This is a genomic window from Clostridioides sp. ZZV15-6598, from assembly GCF_020657705.1.
Lineage (GTDB): Bacteria > Bacillota > Clostridia > Peptostreptococcales > Peptostreptococcaceae > Clostridioides > Clostridioides difficile_F.
The window spans coordinates 1-20,281 of the sequence record NZ_JAGWCS010000072.1 but is presented as its reverse complement, the minus strand read 5'-3'; the positions used below and the strand labels follow the sequence as shown (position 1 = coordinate 20,281).

At 28.6% G+C, this 20,281-nt stretch carries 21 protein-coding genes; 15 read left to right on the top strand and 6 right to left on the bottom strand.

Annotation, left to right across the window (positions count from 1 at the left end):
- From KGF50_RS13860 to KGF50_RS13850, 3 genes are all read left to right on the top strand, one after another.
- Positions 1–946, top strand: a 946-nt coding sequence (locus KGF50_RS13860) for a DUF6179 domain-containing protein (RefSeq protein ID WP_227848596.1), incomplete at its 5' end; no start/stop codon positions are given.
- 82 nt (positions 947–1,028) lie between these two features.
- Entirely contained in the window at positions 1,029–2,396 is a 1,368-nt protein-coding gene (locus tag KGF50_RS13855) for a M20 family metallopeptidase (RefSeq protein WP_227848595.1), read from the top strand.
- Between the two features lie 35 nt (positions 2,397–2,431).
- On the top strand, positions 2,432–2,656 hold the full coding sequence (locus KGF50_RS13850; protein WP_227840098.1) for a NifU family protein: 225 nt from the start codon (positions 2,432–2,434) through the stop codon (positions 2,654–2,656).
- Positions 2,657–2,776: 120 nt separating this feature from the next.
- Here the strand turns inward: KGF50_RS13850 and KGF50_RS13845 are convergent, their stop codons facing one another.
- A complete protein-coding gene (locus KGF50_RS13845; protein WP_227830152.1) occupies positions 2,777–3,175 on the bottom strand; it encodes an HsmA family protein in 399 nt (132 codons plus the stop codon).
- Between the two features lie 2 nt (positions 3,176–3,177).
- Positions 3,178–3,612: a MarR family winged helix-turn-helix transcriptional regulator gene (locus tag KGF50_RS13840; protein WP_255654946.1), complete on the bottom strand. Its 435-nt coding sequence runs from the start codon at positions 3,610–3,612 to the stop codon at positions 3,178–3,180.
- Between the two features lie 329 nt (positions 3,613–3,941).
- Between KGF50_RS13840 and KGF50_RS13835 the strand changes: the two genes are divergently transcribed.
- From KGF50_RS13835 to KGF50_RS13800, 8 genes are all read left to right on the top strand, one after another.
- A complete protein-coding gene (locus KGF50_RS13835; RefSeq protein WP_227848594.1) occupies positions 3,942–4,928 on the top strand; it encodes an ABC transporter permease in 987 nt (328 codons plus the stop codon).
- Complete coding sequence (locus tag KGF50_RS13830) at positions 4,912–5,823, top strand: ABC transporter permease (protein WP_227848593.1); 912 nt, start codon at positions 4,912–4,914, stop codon at positions 5,821–5,823. Before KGF50_RS13835 ends, KGF50_RS13830 begins: the two co-directional genes overlap by 17 nt.
- A 115-nt stretch (positions 5,824–5,938) precedes the next feature.
- Positions 5,939–7,507 (top strand): ABC transporter substrate-binding protein, encoded by a 1,569-nt coding sequence (locus tag KGF50_RS13825; RefSeq protein ID WP_227848592.1) that lies wholly within the window; start codon positions 5,939–5,941, stop codon positions 7,505–7,507.
- Positions 7,508–7,580: 73 nt separating this feature from the next.
- Positions 7,581–8,606, top strand: a complete 1,026-nt coding sequence (locus tag KGF50_RS13820; RefSeq protein ID WP_227848591.1) for an ABC transporter ATP-binding protein — start codon at positions 7,581–7,583, stop codon at positions 8,604–8,606.
- On the top strand, positions 8,599–9,543 hold the full coding sequence (locus tag KGF50_RS13815) for an ATP-binding cassette domain-containing protein (RefSeq protein WP_227848590.1): 945 nt from the start codon (positions 8,599–8,601) through the stop codon (positions 9,541–9,543). The genes KGF50_RS13820 and KGF50_RS13815 overlap by 8 nt, the downstream gene beginning before the upstream one ends.
- 364 nt (positions 9,544–9,907) lie before the next feature.
- Positions 9,908–10,762 (top strand): protein-ADP-ribose hydrolase, encoded by an 855-nt coding sequence (locus KGF50_RS13810; RefSeq protein ID WP_227848589.1) that lies wholly within the window; start codon positions 9,908–9,910, stop codon positions 10,760–10,762.
- Between the two features lie 189 nt (positions 10,763–10,951).
- Positions 10,952–11,923 (top strand): alpha/beta hydrolase, encoded by a 972-nt coding sequence (locus tag KGF50_RS13805; protein WP_227848588.1) that lies wholly within the window; start codon positions 10,952–10,954, stop codon positions 11,921–11,923.
- Positions 11,924–12,123: 200 nt separating this feature from the next.
- Positions 12,124–12,573 carry a hypothetical protein gene (locus KGF50_RS13800; RefSeq protein ID WP_227848587.1) on the top strand — a complete coding sequence of 150 codons (450 nt, stop codon included), beginning with the start codon at positions 12,124–12,126 and terminating at the stop codon, positions 12,571–12,573.
- Between the two features lie 177 nt (positions 12,574–12,750).
- On the opposite strand, the gene KGF50_RS13795 is transcribed toward KGF50_RS13800, so the two are convergent.
- Positions 12,751–13,680, bottom strand: a complete 930-nt coding sequence (locus KGF50_RS13795) for a helix-turn-helix transcriptional regulator (RefSeq protein WP_227848586.1) — start codon at positions 13,678–13,680, stop codon at positions 12,751–12,753.
- Between the two features lie 192 nt (positions 13,681–13,872).
- On the opposite strand from KGF50_RS13795, the gene modA reads away from it, so the two are divergent.
- From modA to KGF50_RS13775, 4 genes are all read left to right on the top strand, one after another.
- Positions 13,873–14,685: a molybdate ABC transporter substrate-binding protein gene (modA, locus tag KGF50_RS13790; protein WP_227848585.1), complete on the top strand. Its 813-nt coding sequence runs from the start codon at positions 13,873–13,875 to the stop codon at positions 14,683–14,685.
- 148 nt (positions 14,686–14,833) lie between these two features.
- The gene (modB, locus tag KGF50_RS13785) at positions 14,834–15,517 is read left to right on the top strand and encodes a molybdate ABC transporter permease subunit (protein ID WP_227848584.1); all 684 of its coding nucleotides are present in this window, start codon (positions 14,834–14,836) and stop codon (positions 15,515–15,517) included.
- A complete protein-coding gene (locus tag KGF50_RS13780; RefSeq protein WP_227848583.1) occupies positions 15,518–16,594 on the top strand; it encodes a sulfate/molybdate ABC transporter ATP-binding protein in 1,077 nt (358 codons plus the stop codon).
- A gap of 5 nt (positions 16,595–16,599) precedes the next feature.
- Positions 16,600–17,157 carry a sugar O-acetyltransferase gene (locus KGF50_RS13775; protein WP_227848582.1) on the top strand — a complete coding sequence of 186 codons (558 nt, stop codon included), beginning with the start codon at positions 16,600–16,602 and terminating at the stop codon, positions 17,155–17,157.
- A gap of 213 nt (positions 17,158–17,370) precedes the next feature.
- Here KGF50_RS13775 and KGF50_RS13770 read toward each other — a convergent pair whose 3' ends face one another.
- The 3 genes from KGF50_RS13770 to KGF50_RS13760 form a co-directional block, all read right to left on the bottom strand.
- Entirely contained in the window at positions 17,371–18,387 is a 1,017-nt protein-coding gene (locus KGF50_RS13770; RefSeq protein ID WP_227848581.1) for an ABC transporter substrate-binding protein, read from the bottom strand.
- Between the two features lie 32 nt (positions 18,388–18,419).
- Positions 18,420–19,442, bottom strand: coding sequence for a CD0873 family tyrosine ABC transporter substrate-binding lipoprotein (locus KGF50_RS13765; RefSeq protein WP_227848580.1), 1,023 nt, complete (start codon positions 19,440–19,442; stop codon positions 18,420–18,422).
- A 167-nt stretch (positions 19,443–19,609) separates the two neighbouring features.
- Positions 19,610–20,281: ATP-binding cassette domain-containing protein (locus KGF50_RS13760; RefSeq protein ID WP_227848579.1), on the bottom strand; the 672-nt coding region annotated here is incomplete at its 5' end.

Sequence of the window (20,281 nt, the reverse complement as noted above, 5' to 3'; positions counted from 1 at the left end):
GAGTATAGATATAGAAAATAGATTTTGCAATTTATTTAGAAAGAAAGATAGAGAAAAATTATTTTATGATTATGGAATAACATATAAAATAGATTGTGATGTTATACTTATAAATTTATTTGAACTTATTATAAATAACTCTATTTTCTCTACAATTTTAGGTAATGAATCAACTAATTTGAAGATTTCAGAATATGAATATGAATTTTTAGAAAAACAATTTAAAAACATATACAATCATACTTTTGAAGATGAAATTAAGGTACATGAAGAAAATAATGTAATTGAATTTATTGAAGAAAATAATAGTTTTGATTTTAATAATTCTGAAGAACTTGATGAAGAAAGTATAATAAATGAAAAAATAGTTTTATTGCTTGAAGAAGCAATTGATGTATTGTTAGAAAGATTAAATATAGAAGATGAAGCCATGATAAAATACATAAAAGCATATGAGAAGATATTTATTGAGTCTGTACTAAGTTCAATAAAAAGTGACACTTTTAAAAGTATGATAACTGTAAGTAAGAATGAAAGTGAACCTTTAGAAAAGTATATTGTTGATGATGAAAATAAATTAGATGATGAGTCATTTAGAGCTATATTCAATGCTATATTAGAAAGTACTTCTATAATTGAAAAAATAAAAATAATAAAGGAAAACATCAATGCAAAAAAAGACTTTATTGATATTCTTGAATCTGAGTGCTTATTTGGGGATGATTATCTAATGCTATTTGCTTCATTAAGTGAATTTGAATTGGCAATACTGGGTAGTGTAGTATTTTATGAAGATATGAGAATGGAAGAAATTAATTTATTAGAACTCTTATTAAATAAGAATTGTGAAACTACACTATGGAAAAGAGAATATATTGAGTTTATTAAGAGACAAAATAAGGAAAAAATACATTGTATAGAAGAATATATAAATCAAATTAATTAACAAAAAATTGTGAATAAATAGAATGTTGGTATATAATATAATTTGTAAAGCATATCAAAAATACATATCTGTGGAGGAGATTATGAAAGAATATATTATAAATAATATTGAGGAGATAAGAGAAGAATTAATAGATTTATCTAAAAAAATATGGGAAAATCCAGAATTAGCTTTTGAAGAAAAGTATGCAAGCAGTATTCAAAAGGAATATCTAAAGTCAAAAGGATTTGAAATTGAAGAAGTAGACAATTTACCGACTGGATTCATAGCAAGTTTTGGAGAAGGTAAGCCGGTAATTGGAATACTTGGAGAATATGATGCTTTGCCAGAGCTATCACAATCTGTGAGTACAGAAAAAAATCCATTGGTAGAGGGCGAATCTGGACATGGATGTGGACATAACTTATTGGGTGTAGCAGGTGTAGGAGCAGTCGTTTCTATCAAAGAACTAATGGAAAAAAATAAATTTAATGGAACAATAAAATATTTCGGTTGTCCTGCTGAAGAAGAAGGTGGAGGAAAGACTGTAATGTGTATAAATGGATGTTTTGATGATGTAGATTGCGCATTTACATGGCATCCTTTTGATATAAATGCTACATGGAGAGGTGGAAGTCTGGCAAATTTATCTGCTAGATTTAAGTTTAAGGGAATAACAGCACATGCAGCTCAAGCCCCTCACAATGGTAGAAGTGCATTAGATGCTGTTGAACTTATGAATGTAGGAGCAAATTATTTAAGAGAACATGTAATTGACTCTATAAGAATGCATTATGTTATAACTAATGGTGGAGGAAGACCTAATGTAGTTCCTGGCTTTGCGGAAAGTTGGTATTTTATAAGAGGTAAAAAAGCAAAGGATGCAGAGCATGTTCTTGATAGGCTAATAAAAGTTGCACAAGGAGCAGCTATGATGACAGAGACTGAAATGGAGTATGTAATTACTGATGGGATTTATGACTATATACCAAATCAGCGTTTAACTGATTTAGTATACGATAATATGATTCTTGTTGGGCCTCCTAAAACTACTACTGAAGAAGAAGAATTTGCAAAAAAATTATGTGCTACTCTTACTAAGGAAGAGAGACTAGGTGTAGCTACAGCATTCCAAGATAATAAATCTATCGTGGACAGTTATATACATCATGGTATAGCTGATGGGGCAGAAGATAAAGGATTAGCTGGTTCTACTGATGTAGGAGATGTAAGTTATGTGATACCAGTAGCTCAATTTGCAATGGCAGCATGGCCTGTTGGTGTCGCTAGTCATACATGGCAGTCATGTGCATCAGCTGGTTCAAGTATAGGATTTTCAGCCATGATAAATTCAGCTAAGGTATTGGCTTGTAGTGCTTATGATGTATTTATGAATACTAAGGTTATTGATGAGGCAAATATAGAATTTGAAAAATCATTAGATGGACAAAAATTTAAACCATTGGTATAATCTTGGTAATAAAAATATTTCTGGGGGGAATAACTATGAGAGAACAAGTTGAAAAAGTGCTTGAACAAAAGATAAAACCTGTATTACAAAGAGATGGTGGAGATGTAGAGCTTATAGATGTAAATGAGAATGGGGTAGTTTTAGTTAGATTACAAGGTGCTTGTAGTGGATGTCCAGGAGCAACTATGACAATAAAAGCGATTATTGAAAATGTTTTGGTGAGTGAAGTTCCAGGAGTAACTCAAGTATTAGGTGTTTAATAAACTTAAATTATACATAAGGATTTATGAAGTTGTGTAAAAGAGTAAGTAAAACATTATAGATAGACATGAAAAAGTGTGTAAGTGTATATTCATTTTCTTACACACTTTTTTTATTTATTATCCAGCCATACCAATAAACATACCTATAAAGTATGGAATTAACCAGATAGTCCATACAACTATACTAAACTTATGGAAGAATTTTTTCTTATCTTCATCATCCTTATACAAAACAAAAGTAGCCCATCCTGCATGAAAAAGCATAAGTACAATTGCTAAGAGACCTGTTATACTATGAAGATTTTGAGACAATACAGATTTTACCTCAAATGAGTGGCTATTAGCTATATTACTCATTGTAAATGTTCCTAAAGTATCAAATATTAAACCAAGCCAAAATATAATTACATGTTTCTTTTTTAAAATTTTAGCTTTTCTTTCTCCAAATACACCTATAGTATAAAAAATTAAAGCTGATGTTATAAATACTATTGCAAGTATTAATTTAGAATTCATAATTACCTCTCCTTTATTTTTGCTAATATATTTCTAAGATTTTTTACTAATTCATTTAATTCTTTTTCATCACAATTTTTAAAAATACCATCAAAGCTTTCTTGCATTTTACTTTTAAAATTTGTGGCGAATTCAAGTCCATCTTCAGTAAATTTAACATATGTATTTCTCTTATCATCATATTTTTTGAACTTTTCTACATATCCAATTTGTTCTAATCTACTGATTATACCTGATACAGTTCCTTTAGCTAAAGACATCTCATCGCATAGTTGTGATATTGTTAGCTCTTGATTATGAGCTATTAGCTTTATAACTATAATCTGTTGATGTGTCAATCCATTTTCCTTAAAATTTTCTTCTACTGTGTACATTGTTTTAGAATAGAGTTCTTTTAGAAGCATAGCTATTCTAAAACAATCATAATTAGTTTTCAATAAAATCACCTCTTAGATAGTTCGCATAGAAACTAATATAATATAGTTTTAGTAAATAGTCAATATAAAACTCAATAATTATGTAATAAATAAGAGATTAGTAATATCATAAAAAATTTATTTTAGGTAAAAATAAAACAATTTGATGAAATTTTAACAATTTTTCAAAAGTTTGTTTACACACAACATAAATGATGCTAAAATTGGTTTATAGATAAATATTTAAAATTTAATTTTTATTTAATGATAATAAAACCACGAAGGTTTAAACGTCGATTGACGCTTGCTTTTGGTGGTTTTTTTTATTGCAACAAAGGGGGAATAGGGGTTTGTTAAAGGATATAGTTAAAAAGTTGTTGCAGTTTATTTTAGTAATGTTTTTATTATCTTTTGTGGTTTTTTATATGGCAAGACTTGCTCCAGGAGACCCATTAATTTCTTACTATGGAGATGGTGTAGAAAGAATGAGTACTCAAGAAAAAGAAAATGCTATGAAAAAACTTGGTCTAAACGAACCAATATACAGTCAATATATAAAATGGATTGCAGATGCATCAAAAGGAGAATTTGGAATTTCATTTAAATATAAGCAAAATGTTACTTCTGTTATAAATGATGTTTATATAAATACTATCATATTAGGTGGGGCAGGATATATACTTACTTTTGTGCTGGCATTACTTCTAGGAATCTTTTGTACATTACATGAAGATAAGCTTATAGATAGGATTATATGTAAACTAGGAACAATAACCAACTGTATTCCATCATTCTGGGTTGCTTTAGTACTTATACTTATATTCAGTATAAATTTAAGTATACTTCCAAGTAGTGGAGCTTATTCAATGGGAGAGGAATCTAGTATATCAAGCAGGATATCTCATTTAATATTACCTCTTACAGTACTTATATTGAGCCATTTATGGTATTACACATATATGATAAGAAATAAATTGCTAGAAGAAATAAGAGAAGATTATGTATTGCTATGTAAAGCAAAAGGTTTAAACAATAGAACCATTGTTTTCAAGCATTGCCTGAGAAATATAATGCCATCCTATATAAGCATCATGGCTATTTCAATACCTCACATATTAGGAGGAACTTATGTAGTTGAAAAGGTTTTTTCTTATCCAGGGTTAGGAACTCTTTGCTTTGAGAGTGCAAAGTATCACGATTATAATATGTTATTAGTTTTATGTCTAATAACAGGGGCTTTAGTAGTATTTGGAAATATGTTAGCTCAGATTATAAATAATAAAATAGACCCTAGAATGAAGTACGATAGAGGTGATAACAATGAAGCCACAATGTAGTGATTTTGAGATTGTAGGAGAAAATTATATTTCAGCAGTAGAAGATGAACAAATAGAAATAAAAAAAACTCTGTTTGAAAAATTTAAACAGTTACCATATATATCAATCATCATTTTATCCATTATAGTTATGGGAAGTGTATTTTCATCTTTGATAATGACACATGAGCCAACCTATATGGACTTAGTAAGTTCTAATTTAGCTCCAAGTAAAGATTTTTTCTTTGGAACAGATTCAATGGGAAGAGATATATATTCTATGATATGGTATGGAGGAAAAATATCTTTATTTATAGGAATATTTTCGACAATAATATCAACTGTCATAGGAATTGTTTATGGTAGTATAAGTGGCTCAGCATCTGAACTTGTAGATGATGCAATGATGAGATTTACAGAAATCATACTTAGTATACCATCAATATTAATTATAATATTTGTACAAGCGATACTTGGAAATTCAAATCCAATATCTATGTCCATAGTAATAGGGATAACAAGTTGGATGAATATATCTAAGATTGTAAGGACTGAAGTTAGACAAATAAGAAATAGTGAGTACATACTAGCAGCCAAAAGTATGGGTGGAGGATTTTTCTATATACTAAAACAGCACTTACTTCCAAATTTTGTTGCATCAATAATGTTTATGGTAGTAACAAATATAGGTGCAGCTATTGGAACTGAATCAACACTGAGTTTTTTAGGAATTGGTTTGCCAATAGAAATTGTTTCTTGGGGAAGTATGTTATCTTTATCAGAGGAAGCACTGCTTTCAAATAGATGGTGGATTATCCTAATTCCAGGTATATTTTTAGTTACTACATTGGTCTGTATAACCAATATTGGTAATTATATAAGAAAGAGCAATAATAAAAAATCAAGTAATTTATAAATCAGCGTTTTAAGTGTTAAATAAGCAAATACTAAGGTATTTGAAATATCTATTTAAATAAATGGGGTCAAAGCTTTAAAAAATATTTATTATTAAAAGCAAAAGGGGGAGCATCATGAAATTAAAGAAATTAAAAGTTTTAAGTTTAGTAATGATACTTAGTCTAATGGCAGGTTGTTCTAGTGGAGGAAATAAAGACAAAAAAGCAGATACACCTAAAGATGGGAAGGTACTTGTTTATGGAAGTAATGACTATACAAGTATAAATCCTGCACTATATGAACATGGAGAAATAAATTCACTAATATTTAATGGATTAACAGCTCATGATGAAAATAATAAAGTAGTTCCTTGTCTAGCAAAAGATTGGAAATTTGATGAAGCAACAAATACATATACTTTTAATTTAAGAGATGATGTTAAATGGCATGATGGAGAGAAATTTACAGCAAATGATGTTAAATTCACAATGGAAACTATAATGAATCCAGACAATGCTTCTGAAATAGCATCAAACTATGAAGATATAACAAAAATTGATGTAGTTAATGATACTACTATAAAAATTACTTTAAAAGCACCAAATACAGCAATGCTTGATTATCTAACAGTTGGAATATTACCAAAACATGCATTAGAAGGTAAAGACATAACTACTGATGGATTTAATCAAAAACCAATAGGTACTGGACCATTTAAACTTGAAAAATGGGATAAAGGTCAAAGTATAACACTTGTTAAAAATAGTGATTATTTTGTAAAAGAGCCAGGACTAGATAAAGTAGTATTTAAGATTGTTCCAGATGATAAGGCTAAAGCAATGCAATTAAAATCAGGAGAATTAGATTTAGCTCAAGTAACTCCTAAAGATATGTCTAATTTTGAGAAAGATGAAAAGAATTTTAAAGTAAATATAATGAAAACTGCAGATTATAGAGGTATACTATATAACTTCAATTCTAAATTCTTTAAAGATGAAAAGGCTAAAGGATTGCCAAATGCTTTAAGTTATGCAATAGATAGAAAAGCCATAGTTGATAGTGTATTATTGGGACATGGTGTAGCAGCGTATTCACCTTTACAAATGGGACCATATAATAATCCGGATATAGAGAAATTTGAATATAATCCAGAAAAAGCTAAGCAAGAAATCGAAAAATTAGGTTGGAAATTAGGTTCTGATGGAATATATGAAAAAGAAGGTACTAAATTAGCTTTTGAAATAACAGCTGGCGAAAGTGACCAAGTTAGAGTTGATATGGCTAAAATATGTGCACAACAGCTAAAAGAAATAGGTGTTGATGCTAAAGCTGTAGTTGTAACTGAAACAGATTGGGCTAATCAAGATGCACATTTAATAGGTTGGGGAAGTCCATTTGACCCAGATGACCATACATATAAAGTGTTTGGAACAGATAAAGGTGCAAACTACAGTGCTTACTCTAATTCTGCTATAGATAAAATACTTCAACAAGCAAGAGAAACAGAAAATAAAGATAAAAAATTAGAGTTATATAAACAATTCCAAGTAGAGATGACTAAAGATATGCCATATACATTTATTGCTTATATAGATGCAATATATGTTGGAAAACCAAATATAAAAGGTTTAACACCTGATACAGTTTTAGGTCATCATGGGGTAGGTATATTCTGGAATATAGCTGATTGGACAATAGAATAATATTTAGATTAATTAGAAACCTTAGGGATAAAATATATCCCTAAGGTTTGAATAGCATAGGGGTTGATGGTTTTTGGAACATTTATTGGAGGTTAATAATCTATCTGTAAGCTTTAAAATAGAAGAAGGCGAAGTACAAGCTGTGAGAGATGTGTCTTTTACCCTAAAGAAGGGTGAAACACTAGCGATAGTTGGAGAATCTGGTTGTGGGAAGTCTGTATTATGTAAAAGTTTGATGAAGATACTTCCATATAATGGATATATCAAAAATGGAGAGGTTTTTCTTAAATCAAAGGATTTAGTTAAAAAATCTGAGAAAGATATGGAAGATATTAGAGGAAGAGATATATCAATGATATTTCAAGACCCTATGACATCTTTGAATCCAACCATATCAATAGGAAAGCAAATAACTGAAGCTATAGTAATCCATCAAGGCATCAGTAAAAGTGAAGCTAAAAAAAGAGCTATAGAACTTATTGAATTAGTTGGAATAGATAATCCTGAAAAAAGATTTAAACAATTTCCACATCATTTTTCAGGAGGAATGAGGCAACGTATAGTAATTGCCATAGCACTAGCTTGTAATCCAGAAATATTAATTGCTGATGAGCCTACAACAGCTTTGGATGTAACTATACAAGCTCAGATAATTGACTTAATAAAAGAACTACAAAATAAAATAGGTTTATCAATAATATTTATAACTCATGATTTAGGTGTAGTTGCAACTATGGCTGATAGGATAGCAGTTATGTATGCAGGTAAGATTGTAGAAATAGGAACAGTAGAGGATATATTTTATGACCCTAGACATCCATACACTTGGGGATTATTAGGTTCATTACCTACTTTGGATTCACAAGAAGATTATTTGTATAATATACCTGGAATGCCTCCAAATTTATTAAATCCTCCAAAGGGAGATGCATTTGCAATAAGAAATAAAAATGCTCTTAGGATAGATTATGAAAAAGAGCCACCAATGTTTAAAATTAATGATACACACAGTGCAGCAACTTGGTTATTGCATCCAGATGCACCTAAAATAAATATACCAGTTAGAGTAAATGGTGGAAGGGTGATTTCTAATGAATAAAGAAAAAATACTAGAAATAAAAAATTTAAAACAATATTTTCATTTGGATAAAAGTACTACTGTAAAAGCAGTTGATGATATAAGTTTTGACATATATAAAGGAGAGATATTTGGTTTAGTAGGAGAATCTGGCTCGGGAAAATCTACAACTGGCAAAACTATAATAAAGTTACATGAGCCTACTGGTGGAGAAGTAATTTATAAGGGAAATTGTATCTCAGATAAAAAAGCATATAAATTTGTAAAAAAAGATGTAAATAAAAGTATGCAGATTATTTTTCAAGATTCTACTTCATCATTAAATCCTCGTATGACAATTGGAGATATAATTTCAGAACCACTTAAAATTCAAGGTGTCTGTAAAAGTAAAGCAGAAAGGCTAGATAAAGTCTATGAGATGTTAAATTTAGTTGGACTTGATAGAAGCTATGCAAATAAGTATCCTTCTGACTTTTCAGGTGGACAAAGACAACGTATTGGTATAGCTCGTGCTCTTTCAGTAAACCCAGAGTTTATAATAGCTGATGAGCCTATAGCTTCTTTAGATGTATCTATACAAGCACAAATAGTAAATTTATTTAAGAAATTACAACAAGAAAAAAACTTAACTTGTTTGTTTATAGCACATGATTTATCTATGGTAAGACATATTAGTGACCGTATAGGAGTTATGCATAATGGAAAGTTAGTAGAATTAACAAGTTCAAGTGAATTATATAATAATCCTATTCACCCATATACACAATCACTACTTTCTGCAATTCCCATTCCTGACCCTAGATATGCTAAGTCAAGAAATAGGGTAGAATATAATTCTAGTATGTATAATTGTTCAAGTGATGAATTATCAAGTTGGATTGAGGTATCAGATGGTCATTTTGTATATGCTTCTAAATCAGATATAGATAAATACCAACAAAATTTAAAAGTTGTTTAGTGTAAAAACCACTCTAGGTAAGAGTTACTTATTTAGAGTGGTTTTTATGTGCTTAAATTTATAGAGTACTTAAATTTATGTGTAAAAATGTCAGTTTTAAAAACTTTTTTTAAAATTATTATATTTAAAAACTTTATTATATTTAAAAACTTTATGCCTAAAGCATTAACAAGTTGCATATTATTTTTATAAAGGTTTATATAAAATACTTAAAATAGTCCTATATTTTGTCTTTAAATATATTAATATTAAAAAATTTACACTTTTAACAGGATTTATGTAAGTGTTTATAGAAATAAATAAGTATGTACATAATACATAATTATTTTTTATAATTCTAAAATACAAGAATGGAGAGATAGCTATGAAGTGGAGAGATTATGCTGATGATGTAAACTTATTTGAGGATTTTGATAGAAGTATCAAACCCCTAACTGACGAACAAAAAAAGAAAAATATAAACACTTTAATTGCATATTTTTCAAAAGAAGTTCCTTCTAAAATATACAATTTATCAAATGATGAAATCAAGCCTAGAGATATACTTAGAGGACTTCTTAATGTATATCCACCAAAAGAAATTGCTCCAGAGATACTGAGTATGTTACATAACTTATTGTTAATTGAGTGTGAAGAAAGAGAGTTAGTAGATGTAAATGATATAGAAGAAGTAGAGGAAGGTATATCTATATGGAGAGGCAACATAACTAATTTAAAAGCAGATGCAATAGTAAATGCTGCAAATAATAAGTTATTGGGATGCCTACAACCATTACATTTATGTGTAGATAATGAGATACATTCATGTGCAGGTCCTAGACTTAGAGAAGATTGTGACAAAATAATAAAAAAACAAGGTCATTTAGAATATACAGGAGATGCTAAAATAACTAGAGGTTATTGTCTACCTGCAAAATTTGTAGTACACACTGTTGGGCCTATTGTATCTGGTGGTAATCCAAGCAAAGAACAGGAAAAGCAATTACTACATTGCTACAAATCATCTCTAAATACTATAAGAGAAATTGATGAAATAAAGAATATCGTTTTTTGTGGTATTTCTACAGGGGTATTTGGATATCCAAAAAAAGAAGCAGCTAATCTTGCTGTAAACAGGGTGAGATTGTGGTTAAAAGAAAATCCTGAGAAAAATTTAAAAGTTGTATTTAATGTATTCACAGAAGAGGAAGAAGAAAAATATAGAAGAATATTTAGATAGTATTTGCCAATAAAGTATCTAATAATATTTATTAGATGAGGTAATAGCTTATAAATATTAATGATTGATAAAATATAATTTGTAATTTTAGTAGATTAATAGGTATAATAGAAATCATAAGAGTAGTATAAGTAGTGATTGTATTACTTTAAAAAAAACAATATTAGGAAAATTAAATGGTAAATAAATATGAAAAATAGTTTTAAAAATTATATTAGTTTAAGAAATAAGGTAATAATTGTATCAGTTGTATTTCTGCTAATACCATTAATCATATCGTATATATTTGGCAAATTGGTGTACGATAGCTCAGTTGGCTCAGAACAGTTAATAAAAAAAGAAGATGTAGTAAAAGTATTTTCTGAGAGGAAAGATAAGCCCTTAGATAAATTAAAAAACTACAAGACAGATGAGTTAATGATACAAAGCTCTAATAATTACAAACTAGAAAGTCTTTTTATAAATTCAAATATAGAAACAAAAAATACTATTATAATTGTTCATGGAATTGGAAGTAATCACTATGAAATGTTAAAAATAGCATATGGATACTTAGATAAAGGTTATAATGTATTGATTTACAATCAAAGAAATACTGGTAACAGTGGAGGCGATAATTACACATTTGGTCTTTATGAGAGATATGATTTAGATAGTATGGTTAAGTTTGTAAAAAATAAATTCCCAGATGCTAAATTAGGAATCCATGGATTTTCTATGGGTGCAGGAACAGCTGCTATGCATACAGCTATAAATTCAGAAAGTCAAGAGGTCGATTTTTATATTTTAGATTCTCCATATTCTGAAATGAAGGATGCCATTAGAATGGGAATAATAGAAAAGCATATACCAAATATACTAGTAAATTATGTAGTAACATGTGGAGATTTGTATAATAAATTTAAATCTGGATTTTGGTATAGTGATGTAGAACCATATAAGGCAATTGAAAAGAGTAATGTTCCTATACTATTTATACATGGGACAAAAGACACTGTCTGTAATTATCAAAATAGCCAAACAATGTATGACTTAGTCAAACATAATAAAAAAGAACTATGGATTATAGAAGGGGCTGAACATGTTGCTGGATATGACTTTGATAGTAGAGCATATTTCAATAGAATTTTCAAGTTTATAGATAGTATTATTATTAATTAATAGAAATTAGTTGTATATTTCAATAGCTTATTTATTTTGTTACAAAATAAATAAGCTATTTTTCATATTAAATATAAATGTTTAATATGAATTAATTTATTATGAAAATGAAAATAACTACCAATTAAATTCACCTGTACCTCAAATAAAAGAGTTAGTATTATATACAATAAAATCTAACGAAAAGAGAGGTAGTATATATGAAAAATAAAAATAATAAAGAAAAAGGCATGTTGAATATGAGAGTATTAAGAGTTTTGGGATTACTATTAATATTTTTTGATTATACAGGAGATACTTTAAATTTTTATAACTTTTTTGCTAAACCCCTAGTATCAGGAAGTTTATATCAACCAGGAGGAGCTGACTATATAGTATTGTTGTTATTTGTTGCAGAATGTGTATACTTAGTAGGAAGATACATATTAAAAGTTAAAATAAATTGGAGTGAAGTTATTGAAAATGAAAAAGATAATTTTATTAATAATTTATTAGTTGAGAAAATAAAAGAAGAAAGCAACTTTGTATATAGTCTATTAAACTCATTTATTTTACCGCATGTGTACAAGATAGGAAAATTATTCATCTCAAAAACACATAACACGTTAATCTACATTAAGGAAAATTACTATTATGTAAATATATATTAATATAATATATTTAACTGTTTAGTATATTGAATTTTATATGTGGGAACTAAGATGAATAGTATAGGTTTTTATGATAGACTGAGTTTTTTGATGTACGTTTTTTGGCATACATAAAAATCGCAATTTACTTTATGATTAATTTATAAATCTTGTAAAAATAGATTGCGATTTTTATTTTTAAACTTCTGCTATAATTTTACCTGTGTCAATCAAATCATATCCACCAAGACCTTGAAGTTCAGCCTTAAATTCAGCTGAATTGATTATACTAATTATAGTTTGGTAGACAGGATTTTTTAAGTCTTCTTTTTTAATAACCAAATCATAGCGTTCCTTGTGAAGAGGAATAAAGTCAATATTGTTTACTTGTAGAGCAGCTTTTTCATTGCCCAATCCAACATCAGCTATACCACGAGAAACCTTGCTTGCTACTCCTAAATGTGATAATTCTTCATTATAATAACCATTTATATCAGTGCCATTAAAATTTAAAAGTCTAAGTTTGCCATCAAGCAAAACTCTAGTTCCAGCACCTTTTTCTCTATTTACAAGTGTTATATTTGGTCTGGTTAAATCATTCCAACTTTTTATTTCCTTAGGATTTCCTTTGGCAACATAAAAACCTTGCATTCTATAAGCTAGATTTATAAGTACACATGGGATTCCTGGCAATAGTTTTTTAACAAAAGTACTATTATATTCATCTGTTTCAAAATCCCATAGATGGGATGATGCTATAGAAACTCTGTCATTATATAATTCATATAAAGCATTATAACTGCCTATATAAGAGCGAAATGTGTTTACTCTATCTAATTTTTTTTCAACAGACCTAGCTAAAATGTCTAATATTACATCTTGACCAGAAATAATAATTTTATAATTATTATCAATATCTATATTTTTATTGTTAAAATGTGTATCTTTAATTTTACCAGTTTTCTGACTGTTGATATATTCTTCAACATCTTTAATATCAACTCTTATTTTTTTACCGACTTTGTAAGAAGGAAGCTCACCTCTTTTGATTAATTCATATACAGTATTTTTTGTTATCTTTAATAATTCAGCTACTTCAACAGGTGTCAAAGATGATAATGAGTCCATAATCCACCTCCATATAAGGTTATTTTAACATTAAAAAAAGAAAAATGTAGAAAAATATTTAAAAGTAATATAAATAATTTACTTGAAAATTTATTAGCAGGTATATATAATTAAGTTATACATAACAAAACATGATAAAACATGATAAAACGAATTAAAATATGTATCAAATTTACAAAAAGGGAGAGTATTATGAAAAAAATATTGGGAATATTAGGACTAGTTGCATGTTTAACTTTGGGGACAGTTGGATGTAGTAGTAAAGAAAGTCCAAAAGATGATGGCAAAGAAGAAAAAACAAATAAAAGTAGTGAGGCAGTAGAACTAAACATATCTGCTGCAGCAAGTTTAAAAGAAGCAATGGCAAAAATTGAAGAAGAATACAAAAAAGTTGATTCCAATGTAAAGCTTACAGTTAACTATGGAGCATCAGGTTCACTTCAACAACAAATAGAACAAGGCGCACCATGTGATTTATTCATTTCAGCAGGTCAAAAACAAATGAAAGCTTTAGATGAAGAAAAGTTATTGGTTTCTGATACTATGAAAGATTTAGTTAAAAATGATTTAGTTCTTATTTCTTCTGCTGATAGTGATGTATCTAGTATGAAAGACTTAACTACAGATAAAGTAAAGAAAATTGCAGTTGGAGAAGCTGAAAGCGTTCCAGCAGGTAAATATGCAGATGAAGTATTAACTAATTTAAATTTAAAAGATACATTAAAAGATAAATTGGTGTTTGCAAAAGATGTAAAAGAAGTTTTGGCATGGGTACAATCAGGAAATGCAGATGTTGGATTTGTTTATTTTAGTGACACTGTGAATAATGATAAAATAAAAGTAGTTGAAAAAACAGATGAAAAAACTCATTCACCTATTACATATCCAGTTGCAGTAATTGAAGCTAGTAAAAATGCAGATGCTGCTAAGAAATTTGAAGAATTTCTTTTAAGTGATGCAGGACAAAAGATTTTTGAGGAATTTGGATATAAAAAAGTAGAATAAGTTTACAAATAATTTATATGTAATTAAGAATATATTGTATATAAATAAATGAAAATTGAAAATAATTGTATATTATAATAAAATGGAAATAGTGAAATTAATAGATTTATTAATTTCACTATTTCCATTTAAATTAAGGAGGGAAAAAATGGGGACAGATTGGTCACCTTTATGGATATCACTTAAGACAGCTTTTTTGTCAACGATAATAACTTTTATAATAGGAATATTTGTGTCATATATTATGGCTAACTATAGAGGTAAGTGGAAAGGTCTTATAGATGGTATCTTTACACTTCCATTAATTTTGCCACCAACAGTGGTTGGATTCTTTTTATTGTTGTTATGTGGGAAAAATGGCTTTGTAGGTAAATTTTTACTGAATTTTGATAAAACCTTAATATTTAGCTGGACAGCAACTGTAATCTCAGCAGTAGTAGTATCTTTTCCTATGATGTATAGAACTTCAAGGTCAGCTTTTGAACAAATTGATAACAATATGTTGTCTGCTGCTAGAACCTTAGGTCTTAATGAATGGAAAGTTTTTTTTAAGATTGCAGTACCATTAGCTTGGCCTGGGATAATAGGTGGACTTGTGTTGTCATTTGCTAGAGCACTTGGAGAATTTGGTGCGACACTTATGATAGCTGGAAATATACCTGGGAAAACTCAAACTATGCCAATCGCCATATTTTTTGCAGTTGAAGGTGGAGATATGAATAAAGCTATGATGTGGGTTATGATTATTGTAGCAATATCTATAGCAATGATTTTATTATTAAATTATTGGTCGGAATTCCAGCAGAAAATAATAGGAAAGAGGTGTAGATAGTTGAGTTTATATGTAGATATTGAAAAAGATTTATCCTCTTTTAAATTAAAAGTAAAAATTGAACAGGAAAAAGGAATTTTGGGATTTTTAGGTGAATCTGGTTCTGGAAAAAGTATGACATTAAAATGTATAGCAGGACTTGAAAAACCTACAAGAGGTAAGATTATATTAAATGAAAGAGTATTGTTTGATTCTGAAAAAAAGATAAATTTATCAACACAAGAAAGAAACGTTGGTTTTTTGTTTCAAAACTACGCATTATTTCCACACATGACTGTAAGTCAAAATATCGAACTTGGTCTTTCGAAGTTAAGTAAAGATGAAAAAAAGGAAATAATAATGAAATATTTAGAGATACTTAAATTAAATGGATTTGAAGGTAGATACCCTTGGCAATTATCTGGTGGTCAGCAACAAAGGGTAGCACTAGCCAGAGCATTAGCTACATCTCCAGATATATTACTTCTAGATGAACCTTTTTCTGCATTAGACCATCACTTGAGAAGTAATATGGAAAAAGAACTTATGAACATGTTAAAAGATTATAAGGGAGATATATTGTTTGTTACTCATGATATTGAAGAAGCTTACCGAGTTTGTGATGATATTATGGTTTACAATAAAGGAGAAGGTCTTCCCAAAAGACCTAAAAAAGAATTATTTGAGTCTCCAAAATATCTTATAGAAGCAAAAATAACAGGATGTAAAAATATATCTCGATTAAATAGAATAGATGAAAATACTGTTTATGCTACAGATTGGGGATGTAAGTTGACATTAACTGGAAACATAGGTGATAATATAGAATATGTGGGAATCAGAGAGCATCATATTAAGGTTTTAGATTCTAATGAAAATTTAGATGGCAAGTTATGTTTTAAACTAATTAACATAATAGAAAATCCATTTACATATACTATATATGCTAGAAACCATAATTCATCTAGCGAAAGTATGCCTATTCAAATAGAATTAGAAAAAAACAAAATGAGATTTGAGAAGGGAGACAGCATTTATTTAGATTTTCCACAGGAATATTTATTTTGCTTTAAGTACAATTACAAAGAAAAGGAGTAGATTATATGACTGAAAAAGAAAAAATGTTGTCGGGTAAAGGCTATTATGCAAGTGATGATGAATTAGTAAAAGAAAGAGAGTATTGTAAAAAATTAACTAGATTGTTTAATAACTCTTTGGAAGATGAATATGAAAAGAGAGTGGATATTTTAAAAAAACTATTTGGTTCAGTTGGGAATCAAATAAATGTTGAACAAAGTATAAGGTGTGACTATGGATATAATATACATGTAGGTGAAAATTTCTTTGCAAATTATGACTGTATTTTTTTAGATGTGTGTAAAATTGAAATTGGTGATAATGTAATGTTAGCTCCAAATGTTCAAATTTATACAGCTTATCATCCAATTGATGCAAAGCTTAGAATTTCAGGAATAGAGTATGGCTCACCTGTAAAGATAGGAGATAATGCATGGATAGGTGGAGGAGTAATTATAACTCCAGGAGTTACTATAGGTGATAATGTGGTAATAGGTGCAGGGAGTGTAGTGACAAAAGATATACCATCAAATACTATAGCAGTTGGGAATCCATGTAGAGTAATAAAGAAAATAGAAGAATAAGCTTATTTATATAAATAAGATAAGAGTATTTACATATTATCTTTGGATAATCAATATATTAATGTAAAATTGAATAGACAATATATTAAAATAAAAATATATGCCTGTTTTTATGCTTGGAAAAACTCATAGAAACAGGCATATTAATTGTATACAGAAATCTCATTGAATTTTACTTTGTTTTAATATTTTATATTAATTAGAGTAGTCAAATTATTTATTTTCAGTTTTGATATAAACTATATTCTTGTCAGAAGGTTTATCTATAGAAAGCGCTTTTAGAGTATCTTCATTAATAATTAAATTAGTTTCTTCTAAACTTGTTATAGGCATATCTGAAACTTTAGATTCTCCTTTTAGAACCTTAACAGCCATCTCACCAGTCTTATAACCTAATCTTTCATAATCTATACCTTGACAAGCTAATGCTCCACCTTTTACCATACCTTCTTCTGCAGCTATTATAGGTATTTTGTTTTTAGTAGCAAGTTGAGAAACTATAGGCATAGAAGATGCAAGTAAATTATCTGTAGGAGCGTAAATAACATCTACATTACCCATTAAACTAGAAGCAGCTTGATTTATTTCGCTAGAAGAACTAATTCCTTTTTCAATAATTTTAAGACCTTTATCATTTGCATATTTCTTCAAGTTATCAACTTGTACTTTAGAGTTTACCTCACTAGTATTATATATAACACCTATAGTCTTTGCTTGTGGGATTAGTATATCAAGAGCCTTTAAACTCTTATCAATAGGTGTAAAATTAGAAGTTCCAGAGACATTTTTACCTGGTTTATCTAAAGAATCTGCAAATCCAGCAGAAACAGGGTCAGTTACAGCAGTTATAAGTATAGGTATATCTTTAGTAGCATTGTATGCTGCCTGAGCAGATGGAGTAGATATAGCAAATATCAAATCTTTTTTATCAGAAACAAATTTACTAGCTATAGTTTGTGTAGTAGGCATATCATTTTGAGCATTTTGATAATCTATTTCTATATTTTTACCATCTTTAAATCCATTATCTTCTAGAGCTTTAATGAATCCTTCTCTGGAGGCATCTAAAGCTTGATGTTCAACCAATTGAGTAATACCTATTTTTTTGATTTCATTATTTTTATCAGATGATTTATTTGACTCATCTTCATTATTTTTAGAACAACCTGTAATGGTGGATACACTAAGAACACCGATTAAAATTAAATTTATCAACTTACTGGATTTCATTTTGACCACTCCCTCATAAAAATCTACTATATTTACTCTTGTTTAGTTTTTACATAAGAAATATTTTCATTAGAAGGTTTTTCCATACCTAAAGCTTTTAATATATCTTCATTAACAATGATATCTGTATCATCTGATGTAGCTACAGGCATATCAGAAACTGATTCACCATTTAAAATTTTAACAGCCATTTCACCTGTTTTGTAACCAAGTTTTTCATAGTTTATACCTTGACAAGCAAGAGCACCTTTTTCAACTGGACCAGATTCAGCTGCTATAACTGGAATCTTATTTTCAGTAGCTATTTTAGAAACTATTGGCATAGAAGAAGCTACTAAATTGTCAGTAGGAACATATAAAACATCTATCTTACCAACTAAACTAGAAATTCCCTGATTGACTTCATTTGAAGTAGTTATCCCTTTTTCAACAACTTTAAAACCATTTTTAGAAGCATATTCTTTTAAAGCGTCAACTTGAACTTTTGAATTAACTTCACTAGTATTGTACATAACGCCTATAGTCTTTGCCTTAGGAGCAAATATTTTAAGAAGCTCTAAGCCTTTTTCTACAGAAACGAAATCTGATGTTCCAGATACATTTCCACCTGGTTTTTCAATTGATTTAACTAATCCAGCAGCAACAGGGTCACTGACAGCAGTTATAAGTATAGGTATATCCTTAGTTGCATTGTACGCTGCTTGAGCAGATGGAGTAGATATGGCAAATATTAAATCTTTTTTATCAGATGCAAATTTACTTGCAATACTTTGTGTAGTAGGCATATCATTTTGAGCATTTTGGAAATCTATATCAATATTTTCTCCATCTTTAAATCCATTTTTTTCTAAGGCCTTTACAAATCCTGTTTTAGTAGCATCTAATGCTGGATGCTCAACCAATTGAGTAATACCAATTTTTTTAACTTCTTTATTTTTAGAACCATTTTCTTTCTTAGAATTGTCAGCATCCCCACCTTGTGAACATCCTGTCAGCATAGACACTCCAAGAACACCAGCTAAAACTAAACTTACCAATCTTTTTTTATTAATCATTTTTATATCCCCCTCAAGATTTTTATTATTATATATGTTCATATATTCATATGAATTATTGTAGTATTGCTAAAAATATTATGATTTCGAAATTATTTTATAAATAAACTAATTTACAACTAAATTAAAATTAAATTGTCATAATAGATACTTTATAATAGATATTTTTAAACTGCATATTCAAATTTTTCTAAGATTTCTTCAACTGTTAATTCTTCTTTTTCTTTTCCTTTTACATCTAAGACAACTTCACCCTTATGAAGCATTATCAATCTATCTCCATATTGAAGTGCATGTTTTAAGTTGTGAGTTACCATAAGTGTAGTTATGTTTTTTTCTCTTACAATCTTATCAGTTAATTCGATTACTTCATTTGATGTCTTTGGGTCAAGAGCCGCTGTATGTTCATCAAGCAATAAAACTGAAGGACTTGTTAAGCATGACATAATTAGTGAAAGTGATTGTCTTTGACCTCCTGATAAAAATTGTACTTGTACGTCTAGGTATTTTTTTAAATCTAGAGAAACTCCTTCTAATAAATTTTCTAGAAAATCTCTTTTATAACGAAGACATTTTTTTAGATTTAATAACTTACCTTTATTAAGAGCAAGAGATAAATTTTCTCTAACTGTCATAGAAGGACAAGTTCCTAAACTTGGGTCTTGAAAAACTCTACTTACTATTTGAGTTCTTCTATGTTCAGCTAAATTAGATAAGTTGTGTTTATTCAATAATACTTGACCAGAAGATTCTTTTATAAGACCAGATATTATATTTAATAAAGTAGATTTACCAGTTCCATTACTACCTATGATACTTACAAATTCACCATCTTCTAT

Bases quoted from the DNA above. Each gene is read 5' to 3' on its own strand.
- KGF50_RS13855 (WP_227848595.1), top strand. From the start codon at position 1,029: ATGAAAGAATATATTATAAATAATATTGAGGAGATAAGAGAAGAATTA.
- KGF50_RS13850 (WP_227840098.1), top strand. From the start codon at position 2,432: ATGAGAGAACAAGTTGAAAAAGTGCTTGAACAAAAGATAAAACCTGTA.
- KGF50_RS13845 (WP_227830152.1), bottom strand. From the start codon at position 3,175: ATGAATTCTAAATTAATACTTGCAATAGTATTTATAACATCAGCTTTA.
- KGF50_RS13830 (WP_227848593.1), top strand. From the start codon at position 4,912: ATGAAGCCACAATGTAGTGATTTTGAGATTGTAGGAGAAAATTATATT.
- KGF50_RS13825 (WP_227848592.1), top strand. From the start codon at position 5,939: ATGAAATTAAAGAAATTAAAAGTTTTAAGTTTAGTAATGATACTTAGT.
- KGF50_RS13815 (WP_227848590.1), top strand. From the start codon at position 8,599: ATGAATAAAGAAAAAATACTAGAAATAAAAAATTTAAAACAATATTTT.
- KGF50_RS13810 (WP_227848589.1), top strand. From the start codon at position 9,908: ATGAAGTGGAGAGATTATGCTGATGATGTAAACTTATTTGAGGATTTT.
- KGF50_RS13805 (WP_227848588.1), top strand. From the start codon at position 10,952: ATGAAAAATAGTTTTAAAAATTATATTAGTTTAAGAAATAAGGTAATA.
- KGF50_RS13800 (WP_227848587.1), top strand. From the start codon at position 12,124: ATGAAAAATAAAAATAATAAAGAAAAAGGCATGTTGAATATGAGAGTA.
- KGF50_RS13795 (WP_227848586.1), bottom strand. From the start codon at position 13,680: ATGGACTCATTATCATCTTTGACACCTGTTGAAGTAGCTGAATTATTA.
- modA (WP_227848585.1), top strand. From the start codon at position 13,873: ATGAAAAAAATATTGGGAATATTAGGACTAGTTGCATGTTTAACTTTG.
- modB (WP_227848584.1), top strand. From the start codon at position 14,834: ATGGGGACAGATTGGTCACCTTTATGGATATCACTTAAGACAGCTTTT.
- KGF50_RS13775 (WP_227848582.1), top strand. From the start codon at position 16,600: ATGACTGAAAAAGAAAAAATGTTGTCGGGTAAAGGCTATTATGCAAGT.
- KGF50_RS13770 (WP_227848581.1), bottom strand. From the start codon at position 18,387: ATGAAATCCAGTAAGTTGATAAATTTAATTTTAATCGGTGTTCTTAGT.
- KGF50_RS13765 (WP_227848580.1), bottom strand. From the start codon at position 19,442: ATGATTAATAAAAAAAGATTGGTAAGTTTAGTTTTAGCTGGTGTTCTT.